The sequence below is a fragment of the Amycolatopsis sp. NPDC043889 genome (genome assembly GCF_056435645.1).
The window spans coordinates 169,876-181,035 of record NZ_JBWKEC010000013.1 but is presented as its reverse complement, the minus strand read 5'-3'; the positions used below and the strand labels follow the sequence as shown (position 1 = coordinate 181,035).

The window sequence follows — 11,160 nt, the reverse complement described above, 5'->3', positions numbered from 1 at the left end:
ACGAGCACGTCACGCGATGGCCACCCGCGCGTCAGATCCCGGCGATCAGCTCGCGCGCCGGGACTCCGGCACCCGCGGCGGCCAGGCCGTCGAGTCCAGCAGGCCGGTGGCGAAGGCGCGTGAAACCAGTTCGACCCGGTTGCGCGCCTTGAACTTCCGCTGGAGGCGGGCGACGTGATAGTCGATGCCCTGCCGGCTCAGGTAGAACTTGTCGGCCATCTCCAGACTGGACAGGCCACTGGCGATCCCCTGGAGGATCTTCGCCTCGATGTCGGTGACCGAGCCGAGGTGTTCGGCGCGGGCGACGGCGGGCGCCGCCTCCGGGAGCATGGTCAGCAGGATCGCCGTACCCGGCGCCCGCATCCGGCCCGCCATGATGGTCAGCCTGTCGGAGCCGCCGGAACCGAGCCCGGTGACACTGCCGCGGAACCGCTGTTCCCAGCCTTCGGCGACCCGGTTCAGCCGGTCGCGTAAATGGTCCGGACCAGTGGTGACCAGCTCGGGGAACGATTCGCCGAGCACGTCGGCGGGACGGCGGCCGAGCAGGCGGAAGAACGCGGCGTTGCCGCTGCCGAGCCGCAAGCCGGCACTGAGCGCCGCGAGCGGCATGTCGGCGACTTCCACGAATTCGCTGATGGTTCCGGGTCGTACGGTGCGACCCGCGTCGAAAGCGCGCGTGCCGATCGGGGAAATCGTTCGGATGCCGGCCATGGAAAGCCCCCTTCTGCCTGAGCCAAATGTGTCCACCAAAGCCGTCCCTGCCCAAGACTCGGCAAACACTACGAAGCGGCGATCCGCGAGGTCAACGAATTCCGGAGCAGTTCGTGGCCACCGAACCCACCGTGCGGACGGGCCGCACCGAAGGTTCGGTATCGGGGCCTCGGCTGGAGAATCCTCAGCTCAGCGGCCGGTTCGGCGACCGAACCTCGCACCGAGAGGGAGGCGAAGCGAATTCCGCGTGAAGAAACTCTCGCGTTTTCGCTCCGTCACGATAGCACCGAATCCGCCGATCCTTAACATTGATTTAAGGTGGGCCCGGATCGCGATTCGCGAAGCGGGTGGCCCGATGATCGGTACACGGCCGGTGACCGCCTGTCGATCGACCGAATGGCCTTCAGCGAAGAAAACGATCGGCCGACCGGAACCTTCTATCCATTGTAGACACAGAGCCGCCACGGGCGTGGTGACACCCGGGGCGGCTCCGCTGGAGAATCAGACGGTTTCGCGCGTGGTCACCGCGTCCTTCTCTGCGGCCAGCGCGGTGCAGGTGCGCACCCAAAGTTCCCAGCCGCGCAGCGCCTGGTTGCAGTTCCAGCCGGTCCAGCGGCCCGCCTGCGCGCCCTCGTTGCCGGCGCGGTTGCAGGCGGTTTTGCTGCTCCAGCCCTCACTCACCTTGCGATACGGCGTGCAGGAAGCCGCCGCGACGTCGCCCGGCACCCCGGCCGCGCACGGTTCCGCGGTGCTCGCCATCGCCGATCCCGCGGTCAGCACCGACCCGACGAGGGTGGCGGCGAGAACGGCACCACGGACCACGAAGCGTTTGTTCATCGAGTTTTCCTTACCGCGAGCAAGACCCCTGCCCACAGTGGCCGATCCGCCGACGAAGATCAACCGCCTTGTGCCGGGCGAGTCACCGTGGTCGTGAGTGGCGATTCGGGTTCTAAGCCGAATCGCCACTCACGACCACCCGGACCTGCGCAGCCTCCGCAGCCGGGCGAGGTCATTCACCGATGACCTGCTCCACCTTGCGCTGCAGCTTGTTCATCCCGCCGAGCCAGCGGTCGGTCTGCGTGGCCCGCACGGCGTAGTAGTCCGCGACCTCGGGGTGCGGCAGCACCAGGAACCGGTCGGCGGCGACGGCTTCGAACAGCGCGTCCGCGACCTGCTCAGGCTGGATCGCCGACGCGCCCATCAGCAGCTCGCCCGCGGGGCCGGTGTTCTCCAGCATCGCCGTCCGCACGCCCTGCGGGCAAATGGCCTGCACGGTGAGCCCGCGGTGCCGATAGGTCGCCGACAGCCATTCGGCGAAGGCGAGCGCGCCGTGTTTGGTCACCGAGTAGGACGCCGAACCGAGACTGGTCAGCAATCCCGCCGCCGACACCGTCGAGATGAAGTGGCCGCGGCCGCGTTCGAGCCACGGCGGCAGGAGCAGCCGCGCCGCGCGCACGTGTGCCATGACGTTGACGTCCCAGATCCGCGCCCAGTCCTCCTCGGGCGCGTCCACGCCGCCCATCGGCGCGATCCCGGCGTTGGCGCAGAAGACGTCGATCTCGCCGAGGGTTTCGCGCGCCGCTTCGATCAGGGACGCGACACCCGCTTCGCTCGCGGCGTCACCGGCGACGGCGGTCCCGCCGATCTCCTTCGCGACCTCGGCCGCGGCCTCCCCGTTCAGGTCACCGACGACGACCCGGGCGCCCTCGGCGGCGAACCGGCGGGCGAGGACGGCCCCGATGCCGCCGCCCCCGCCGGTGACGACGACCCCGGAACCGGTGAACGACGCGGTCACAGGCCACCCGCCAGCGTGACGCCGCCGTCGAGGACCACCGTCTGCCCGGTGATCCAGCCCGCCTCTTCCGACAGCAGGAACGACACGGCGCTCGCGATGTCCGCCGGAACGCCGAGGCGCTTCATCGGGTACGGCTCGGAGACCTCTTCTTCGCGGCCTTCGTACAGCGCGGTCGCGAACTTGGTCTTGACCACGGCCGGCGCGACGGCGTTCACGCGGATCTTCGGGCCCAGTTCGAAGCCGAGCTCCTTGGTGAGCCGGATCAGCGCGGCCTTGCTGACGCCGTACATGCCGATCCCTGGCGAAGCGCCGAGCCCGGCGATGGACGCGACGTTCACCACCGCGCCGCCGTGCTCCCCCATCCACGCGTCCCGCGCCCGGCGGGTCCACGAAAGCGGCGCGAGCACGTTGACGGCGAAGATCTTCGCGGCGGCCCCGGGGTCGATGTCCAGGGTCGGCCCGAACACCGGGTTGATACCGGTGTTGTTGACCAGCATGTCGAGCCTGCCGAAGGTTTCGATGGTCTTGGCGACGGCCTCGTCCTGGTGCGCCTCGTCGTCGGCCTTCCCCGGAACGGCGATGGCGACGGCCTCGCCACCCAGTTCGGCCACGGCCTCGGCCAGCGGCTCCGGCTTGCGCGCGGTGATGCACACCTTCGCGCCGCGCTCGACCAGTTCCTTGGCGATCCCGAGGCCGATACCCCGGCTGGCGCCGGTGACGATCGCGACGCGATCCTTGAACGAGTTCACTCTTCGATCTCCTCTGTGTTCACTGGCGACGCAATCACTAAGCGAGCGCTCACTTACAATGGGAAGGTCCGGAGACGGTGTCAAGCCCGCCATCCGGAACGAGCGTCTGGGAGGATCTGCGGATGACCATGTCGCTGTCGGCCGAGCTGTGGCCCGACGTCCAGCCGGAGACGGCACGGCGGCTGATGCTGGCGGGGGTCGAATCCTTCGCACGCCGTGGCTATCACGCGACCACCACCCGGGACATCGCCTCGGCGGCGGGCATGAGCCCCGCGGCGCTGTACGTGCACTTCCCGTCCAAGGCCGCCCTGCTGTTCGCGATCTCGAAGTACGGCCACGAGCAGACGCTCTCACTGGTCGAGAGTGTCGTGGCACGGGAGACCGACCCGGTCGTGCGGATCCGGCTGCTGGTCGAGGACTTCGTGGCATGGCACGCGCGGAGGCACACCGTGGCCCGCGTCGTGCAGTACGAACTGCACGCGCTGCCCGACGAGGAGTTCGAGATCGTCGCGAAACTGCGCCGCCGCATCGAGCAGGTCGTGCGCGAGGTCATCACCGAAGGCGCCGCGGCGGGCGTGTTCACCGTCGGCGACCCGCACACCGCCGCCCGCGCCGTGCTCTCGCTCGGCGTCGACGTCTCCCGCTGGTACAGCGAGCGAACGCGCCAGACCCCGAAGAAGCTGGGCCAGGAGTACAGCGAGCTGGTGCTGCGCATGCTCGGCACGAAACTCTCCTGACCAGTACTGATCGACCTTTCCCGGCGATACCGCCACCAGAGTGACATACCAACTGGTCGGTATCTAGAATTACCTGTTGAGACGTTGACCACATACTAAGCGGTTGTTAACTTGCCCGGACTGCATCGCCGCAGCAGCGCCGAGCGAAGGGCATCCAGATGGCCGACACCGCACCGAACGCCCCTGAAACCGCCGCCGAACCGACGATCACCGTGTCCCAGCGCAGGAGGGCCGCGACCGCGGCGGCACTCGCCTCCTCGGTCGAGTGGTACGACTACTTCGTCTTCGGGATCGCGGCCGCCCTGGTCTTCGGGAAGACCTTCTTCCCCACCAGCAACGCGGCGGCCGGCGTCCTCGCCTCGTTCGCGACCTTCGCGGTCGGCTTCCTCGCCCGGCCGCTCGGCGGGATCATCGCGGGCAGCCTCGGCGACAAACGGGGCCGGAAACCCGTGCTGGTGCTGGCGATCGCGCTGATGGGCGCGGCGACCACGCTGATCGGCCTGCTGCCGACCTACGACACGATCGGCATCGCCGCACCGATCCTCCTGGTCCTGCTCCGGCTCGTACAGGGGGTCGCCGTCGGCGCCCAGTGGGGTGGCGCGATGCTGCTCGCCACCGAGTACGCGCCGCCCGGCAAACGCGGTCTCTACGGCAGCCTCGTGCAACTCGGCGTCCCGATCGGGGTGGTGCTGGCGAACACGGTGTTCCTGGTCGCCGCCCAGGTCGCGCCGCCGTCGGATTTCCTCGTCTGGGCGTGGCGGATCCCGTTCCTGGTGGGTGTCCTCGTGCTCGGGCTGGCCTGGTACATGCACGTCAAGATCGACGAAACCCCCGAATACCGTCGTGCGGAAGCGAAACTCGCCGCCGAGGAACGCGGCCGCGCCAAGTCGCCGCTGCGCGACATCCTGCGCGACCACAAGGGCACGGTGCTGCTGGCGGGCGGCTCGTTCATGGTCAACACCGCCACCTTCTACATCCTGCTGAACGGTGTCCTCGACTACGCCACCCGTCACCTGGGGATGTCGCGGACCACCGTGCTCGTCGCGACCCTGCTGATCAGCACGCTGCAGCTGGCGATCATCCCGCTGGCGGCGAAACTGTCCGACCGGATCGGCAGGCTCAAGATCTACACCTTCGGCGCGGTGGGGGTCGCGCTCTGGGCGATCCCGATGTTCCTGCTGATCGACACGGCCTCGCTTCCGCTGTTCGTCATCGCCTCGTTCGTCGGGTCGCTGTTCCTCGGCATCATGTACGGCCCGCAGGCGGCGCTGTTCGCCGAGCTGTTCACGGCCGAGATGCGCTACACCGGCGCCTCGCTCGGCTACCAGATCAGCGCGGTCGTCGGCGGCGGGCTGGCGCCGTTCATCATGGTGCTGCTGCTGGAATCCACCGGGACCTCGATGTCGGTCTCGCTCTACATCATCGTGCTGGCCCTGATCTCGCTCGGCTCGATCGGCCTGCTCGCCAAACGCGCACGGTCCACTTCGGACTCAGACGACCGCGCGCGCGAAGCGGTCGGCGACCAGCCGTAGCCGCTCCTTGACCTCGTCCGGCGCCTCCTCCACGACGAAGTCGACCTCCCAATGGGCTAGGTAGTAGGGCATCACGGAAAGGTCGTTGGAACCGACCCGGACCCGGCAGGTGTGCTCGTCGATGGCCTCGATCGTCCCGGCGGTCGGGGACACGTATTCGGCGAGCGCGTCCGCCGAGGCGCTCACCCGCAGCACCATCTGGTGCGGATACGGCGAAGACGTGATCCCGCGGGAGACGTACGCCGCGAGGTCCTCGGCGGGCGGTTCCCTCGGCGTGAACCGGAAACTCGTGTCCGGGACGCCGTCGATGCGGTCGACACGGAAGGTCCGCCAGTCGTCCCGGTCGAGGTCGAACGCGACCAGGTACCACCGGCGCCCGGTGTGCACCAGGCGCAACGGCTCGATGTAACGCTCGCTGACGTCACCGTTGTGGCTGCGGTAGCCGAACCGCAGCCGCTGATGGTCACGGCACGCGGACGCGATGACCGTCAGCGCCGCCGCGTCGATGACCGGGACGACGCCGCCGAGCGGGATCATCGCCGTGTTCAGCGCGGTGATCCGATGCCGCAGCCGCGCGGGGAGCACCTGCTCCAGTTTCGTGAGCGCGCGCACCGAGGTCTCCTCGATCCCCGAGACCGTCCCGTTCGCGGCCGTGCGGAGCCCGACGGCGACCGCGACGGCCTCGTCGTCGTCCAGCAGCAGCGGCGGCAACGCGGCCCCCGCGCCGAGCCGGTAGCCGCCCGCGACGCCGGGAGTGGCGTGCACCGGGTAGCCCAGTTCGCGCAGCCGCTCGACGTCGCGCCGGACCGTTCGGACGTCCACCTGCAGCCGGTCGGCCAGATCGGCGCCCGGCCAGTCGCGACGTGCCTGCAGCAGGGAGAGCAGCCTCAGCAGCCGTGCCGACGTGCCCATGGTCATCGGTTCGCTCGCTTCATGGGAGGAGTGTCGCAGATATTCAGGACAGTTCCGGTCCGCATTGGGCTCGTGAGTGGTAATGACGGTTAGAACCGTCCTAGCCACTCACGAGCCGTAAGGTGACCCAGGTGATCGATCCCGCGCGAATGCTGTCCGTCGCCCGTGAAGAGGCCGAACTCGGCAAGGCCGAGGGCGGGGTCCCGATCGGCGCCGCCCTCTTCGACACCGCCGGCGTCCTGCTCGGCCGCGGCCACAACCGCCGGGTCCAGGACGGCGACCCGTCGATGCACGCGGAGACCTCGGCCTTCCGGAACGCGGGCAGGCGGCCGCACTACCGGGACACGATCATGGTCACCACGCTGTCCCCCTGCTGGTACTGCAGCGGGCTGGTGCGCCAGTTCGGCATCGGCCGGATCGTCATCGGCGAGGCCACCACGTTCGAAGGCGGCCACGGCTGGCTCGAGGAACACGGCGTCGAGATCACCCTGCTCGACGATCCGGCGTGCACCGCGCTGATGACCGAGTTCATCCGGGATCACCCGGACCTGTGGTTCGAAGACATCGGCGTCCCGGCCGAGGACTAGGTTTCGGCCTCGAAGACGACGGTCCGGTTGCGCCCGGCTCCCTTCGCCGCGCGCAGCGCCTGGTCCGCCGCGCCGACGAGCCGGTCGAGTGTCTCGCCGCAGGTGGGATGCGACGACACTCCGATCGAGACGGTCGTCCCCGCGAACGTCCCACCCAGTGAGACGAACGTCGAGGAGATCCGCAGCCGGATGCGTTCGGCGATCGCGTGCGCGTCGAACCGGCTCGTGCCGGGCAGCAGGACCACGAATTCCTCGCCGCCGAACCGGCCGACCAGGTCCGCGGCACGGACCTCGGCGCGCAAGGTGTCCGCCACGGCCCGCAGGACGTCGTCCCCGACGTGCCTGCCGTGCCGGTCGTTGAGCCGGGCGAAATGGTCGAGATCGAGCATCAGCAGCGAAAGATCGGCGCCACGGCCGCGAAGCAGCTCGAACTGGGTGCGGGCACCGTCCAACCAGGACGACGCGGTGAGCAGTCCCGTGCCGGAGTCCGTGCCCGCGTGACCACGCAGCGCACGCATCGTCCCCGCCCGGTGAAGTACCACGAGCGCGCCCGCGAGTACCACGGTGACGAACGGCCAGTCCGCCGCCGACCACGCGAGCAACAGTCCGAACGCGACCATCGCCGCGTCGAAGGCGAATCCCGACGGTTCCGCCCCGAATTCGGCCGCCGGTGCGGCCAAGGCCGCGTCGACGGACAGGAAAACCAGACCGGTCGCGAAAACCAGGGCGAAACTTTCGAAATCCCTTGCCGCGCCGATGAACGGCGGCGCACCCAGCAGTACCGGGATGATCGAGGCGCCGAGCGCCGAAAGCATGGTCGCGGACGCCGCGAACACCTGCCGGTGCGGGATCCCGCGCCGGATCCGGAACCAGCGATATCCCGCCGAGGCGACGACGAGCACCGCCGCCAGAGCGGGCGGCAGCAGGAGCGCACCCGCGAAAATCCACGCCGCGTCCAGTCCGGCGCCGAGCCGGGTGTCGGCGCGGGACCGCTCGACGGGGCGCGAAACCTCCGCACTGAGGACCATTCCGGTTAACAGAGCGGAAAACGGAAGAAACGACGACGGCGCGGGCGGCCGCAGGACGAAGAGATAGGTGGTGGCGGCGATGGCGGCGAAGTCGACGAGGAGCAGGTACCCGATCAGGCCTCGCCTGGGTAATTCCCACAGGCTCCACGAGCCTAGTGCCCGCCGCGGCGCGGCGAACCGGCCTCTCCGGTCGCGGCTTCCGGTCGCCATCAGGGAGTCCCCCACCATTTCGGCAAACTAGCCGGTAATCGCGATGGTGTCGATCCGCTTTCCGGGTCATGGCCCCCTACTAAGGTAGGTCGTTTCCGGCGGGTACTCCGGTGAATTCTTGACAGTCCTCAATGGTCTAGTCCACCGTGAGTAGGCGCACCCTCCCAGTTGATACGCCGCGTCAAGACGGAGGTGCTCCACACCTGCGCGCCTCGCCGCGCGCGTACCAGTTGGAGGACCGATGAAATCCTTACGACGCTGGGCAACACTGGCCACCACCGTCGGCGCCGCTCTCGCCACGGCCGCCGGCCTCGCCCCCGTCGCCTCGGCGGCCCCGGATCCGGTGCTCGCCTCGCCCTATCTGTACCAGTGGTCGGGACAGACGGACCCGATCGCCGCCATGAACGCCACCGGCGTCAAGGCCTTCACCCTCGCGTTCATCCTCTCCGACGGCGGATGCAACCCGAAATGGGACGGCAGCCGTTCCCTCACCGGCTCCGACGCCACGATGATCAACAACATCCGGGCCAAGGGCGGTGACGTCATCCCGTCGTTCGGTGGCTGGTCGGGCACGAAGCTCGGCCCGAAGTGCGGCACTCCCGCGGCACTCGCCGGTGCGTATCAGAAGGTCATCGACGCCTACAAACTCAAGGCGATCGACCTCGACGTCGAGAACACCGACGAGTTCGAGAACTACACCGTCCAGGACCGGATCCTGAACGCCGTCAAGATCACGAAGCAGAAGAATCCCGGCCTGCGCGTGGTCATCACCATCCCGACCGAGGTCGGCGGCCCCAACGCGCACGGCAAGCGGCTGATCAACCAGTCGAAGGTGCTAGGCGCGGGCGTCGACGCGTGGTCGGTCATGCCGTTCGACTTCTCCAGCGGCGGTGACATGGCCGGCAAGACCCGCAGTGCCGTGGACGGGCTGAAGAATGTCGTGAAGTCCACTTTCGGCCTGAGTGACGACGCGGCCTACCGGCGCAGCGGGCTTTCGTCGATGAACGGGAAGACCGATGTGGCGGGCGAGACCGTCAGCGTCGCCGACTTCCGCGCGATCCGCGACTACGCGGCGAGCAAGCATCTCGCCCGGCTGTCGTTCTGGGCCGTGAACCGCGACTGCGACAACTGCGCGGGAATCTCGCAGGGCAAGTACGACTACACCAAGATCGTGGCGGGTTACACCGGCTGACTTCCGTTCCCCACCGGTGTCAGTCCGTGAAGGCATCCTTCCCTACCTTGAGAGTAGGGAAGGAGGCCTTCACTACGCGTGGCGTAACGCCAGAACGCGTCGCGAAGGCCCTAGCCCTCAAGAGAACTCGGAACCGGAGCGAGTCAGCGACCGCAGTCCGGCGCCGTGTTCAGCGGCCGCCCGCGCGACCACACGAGGTCGACCGGATGCACCGAACCGTCCGGATCGATCGACAGGATCGGCAACGCCTTGTCGAGCTGGTTCCCCGTCGCCTGGTCGAACGCGATGAAGCCGGTCGCGCCGGGCACCGGGGAGTTGCAGTCGATGCTGCGCAACACGTTCGCCACCGAGACCGGATCCGCCGACACGTTCTGCACGGCCGCTTCGACGGCCGCGGCGACCGCGTCGTGTTCGATCATCGCGGCGCCGTCCCACAATTCCCCCTTGGGAAAACCGTGGGTACCGGTGAATTCCGCGACGAAGTTGCCGTAGTTTTTCTTGTACGTGGGATGCGCCGGGTCGGCGGCGAACATATCCCACTGGTCGGGATAAGCGAGCGCCGTGTAGCGGAGCCGGACACTGATGTCCTTGTTCAGCTCCAAGGGTTTCCCGGCGAGCGTGCTCGCGTCGTCCCCGGTCATCACGGTCACCGTGTCGAGGCCCTCGCAGGCGCCGTCGCCCGCCAGCGCCGCCACGAGGGCGCCGAGATCGAGCCCGCGGCCGGCGAAGTAGATCAGATCGGGTTTCGCACCGCAGATGTCGTTGTGCCATCTGCTGAACAGCCCCCGCAGGTACGCCTCGCGCGAAGTGTCGGCGAGCGGTTTGACGTCATAGGTCTTGGTGAACACGACCGGGACCTTCGACGAGTTCTGGAACGCCTCGGCGAGCGTGGTCGCGTAGGTGTCCTCCTTGCTGACTCCCTGGATCAGCATCACGCGCCGGAATCCGTGCGCGGCGATGTATCCGGCCGCGGCGCGGGCCTCGTCGGTGTTGGTCGGGCCCACGCGGAAGAAGTTGTCGATCCGCGCGCCCTTCGGGTCGGTGTTCATGTTGTCCGCGGTGACGGTCGCGCCGATCGTGGCGATACCGTGCCTGGACAGTTCGGCCACCAGCGCCCGGCTGTTCTCCGAGCTGGTACCGACGGCGGTGACCGCCACGATGCGCTGGGCGGCGGCCGCGGCGACGATCTCCTCGGCGACGACGCGCCAGTGATCGGCGTTGCTCCCGTAATTGGCCAGCAGGAGCTTGATCCCCGGCGGCCCGTTCTTCGGCCACGCCGCGGTGATCGCACCCTGGACCTCCCGCCGCACGAACGGGAACGGCTGGCTGTCGACCTTCGGATCGGGCGCGAGGTTCTCCAGCACCACGATGGTCTTGAAGTTGTCCCCCGCCATCTCGTTGCGGCTCTTGATGAACTTCTCCAGCGGGTCGAGCGGATCGTCGTCCCGCATCGGGCCGGAGTCGAGGTTCAGCCCGACGCAGACGTAAGACGATCCGACCGACTCCTCGTCCGCGTCCACCGCCCGCAGCCCGGAACCGCAGGACTCCCACGGTCTGAACCCCGCCAGCAACGCCCCTGCCAGCACGACCACGGCCAGGATCAGCAGCAGCCGATGGCGGCGCGCCCAGCCGCGTGGCCGGACCGGCGGTCCCGTCACCGCACGTTCACGGGCCTCGGACATGCGTGTTCTCAACGAATCGAGCCAG

Annotated in this window: 11 protein-coding genes; 4 read left to right on the top strand and 7 right to left on the bottom strand. The window is 68.5% G+C overall.

The features are described 5' to 3' along the window. Positions 1 to 45 precede the first annotated feature (45 nt). The 4 genes from AC0685_RS24155 to AC0685_RS24140 all read right to left on the bottom strand — a co-directional run bounded on the left by AC0685_RS24155 (position 46) and on the right by AC0685_RS24140 (position 3,255). Positions 46 to 711: a helix-turn-helix transcriptional regulator gene (locus AC0685_RS24155; protein ID WP_340683040.1), complete on the bottom strand. Its 666-nt coding sequence runs from the start codon at positions 709 to 711 to the stop codon at positions 46 to 48. A gap of 501 nt (positions 712 to 1,212) precedes the next feature. Continuing rightward, positions 1,213 to 1,548, bottom strand: a complete 336-nt coding sequence (locus tag AC0685_RS24150; RefSeq protein WP_478227597.1) for a hypothetical protein — start codon at positions 1,546 to 1,548, stop codon at positions 1,213 to 1,215. A gap of 172 nt (positions 1,549 to 1,720) precedes the next feature. Beyond that, positions 1,721 to 2,506, bottom strand: a complete 786-nt coding sequence (locus tag AC0685_RS24145; RefSeq protein ID WP_478227596.1) for an SDR family oxidoreductase — start codon at positions 2,504 to 2,506, stop codon at positions 1,721 to 1,723. Next, positions 2,503 to 3,255: an SDR family oxidoreductase gene (locus AC0685_RS24140; protein ID WP_478227595.1), complete on the bottom strand. Its 753-nt coding sequence runs from the start codon at positions 3,253 to 3,255 to the stop codon at positions 2,503 to 2,505. The genes AC0685_RS24145 and AC0685_RS24140 overlap by 4 nt, the downstream gene beginning before the upstream one ends. 122 nt (positions 3,256 to 3,377) lie before the next feature. Here AC0685_RS24140 and AC0685_RS24135 point away from each other — a divergent pair, with 122 nt between their 5' ends. Both AC0685_RS24135 and AC0685_RS24130 read left to right on the top strand, forming a co-directional pair. After that, entirely contained in the window at positions 3,378 to 3,992 is a 615-nt protein-coding gene (locus tag AC0685_RS24135) for a TetR/AcrR family transcriptional regulator (protein WP_340683044.1), read from the top strand. Positions 3,993 to 4,150: 158 nt separating this feature from the next. Further along, the gene (locus AC0685_RS24130; RefSeq protein ID WP_478227594.1) at positions 4,151 to 5,524 is read left to right on the top strand and encodes an MFS transporter; all 1,374 of its coding nucleotides are present in this window, start codon (positions 4,151 to 4,153) and stop codon (positions 5,522 to 5,524) included. On the opposite strand, the gene AC0685_RS24125 is transcribed toward AC0685_RS24130, so the two are convergent. Beyond that, positions 5,483 to 6,442, bottom strand: a complete 960-nt coding sequence (locus tag AC0685_RS24125) for a helix-turn-helix transcriptional regulator (protein ID WP_478227593.1) — start codon at positions 6,440 to 6,442, stop codon at positions 5,483 to 5,485. The two genes, AC0685_RS24130 and AC0685_RS24125, sit on opposite strands and share 42 nt — an antisense overlap. 143 nt (positions 6,443 to 6,585) lie before the next feature. On the opposite strand from AC0685_RS24125, the gene AC0685_RS24120 reads away from it, so the two are divergent. Continuing rightward, positions 6,586 to 7,023 carry a nucleoside deaminase gene (locus AC0685_RS24120; protein ID WP_478227618.1) on the top strand — a complete coding sequence of 146 codons (438 nt, stop codon included), beginning with the start codon at positions 6,586 to 6,588 and terminating at the stop codon, positions 7,021 to 7,023. Here the strand turns inward: AC0685_RS24120 and AC0685_RS24115 are convergent. Then, entirely contained in the window at positions 7,020 to 8,279 is a 1,260-nt protein-coding gene (locus tag AC0685_RS24115) for a GGDEF domain-containing protein (protein ID WP_478227592.1), read from the bottom strand. The genes AC0685_RS24120 and AC0685_RS24115 overlap by 4 nt on opposite strands. Before the next feature lie 223 nt (positions 8,280 to 8,502). On the opposite strand from AC0685_RS24115, the gene AC0685_RS24110 reads away from it, so the two are divergent. Beyond that, positions 8,503 to 9,453 carry a chitinase gene (locus AC0685_RS24110; protein WP_478227591.1) on the top strand — a complete coding sequence of 317 codons (951 nt, stop codon included), beginning with the start codon at positions 8,503 to 8,505 and terminating at the stop codon, positions 9,451 to 9,453. 143 nt (positions 9,454 to 9,596) lie between these two features. Here the strand turns inward: AC0685_RS24110 and AC0685_RS24105 are convergent, their stop codons facing one another. Continuing rightward, positions 9,597 to 11,135 carry an ABC transporter substrate-binding protein gene (locus AC0685_RS24105; protein WP_478227590.1) on the bottom strand — a complete coding sequence of 513 codons (1,539 nt, stop codon included), beginning with the start codon at positions 11,133 to 11,135 and terminating at the stop codon, positions 9,597 to 9,599. Between the last annotated feature and the right edge of the window lie 25 nt (positions 11,136 to 11,160).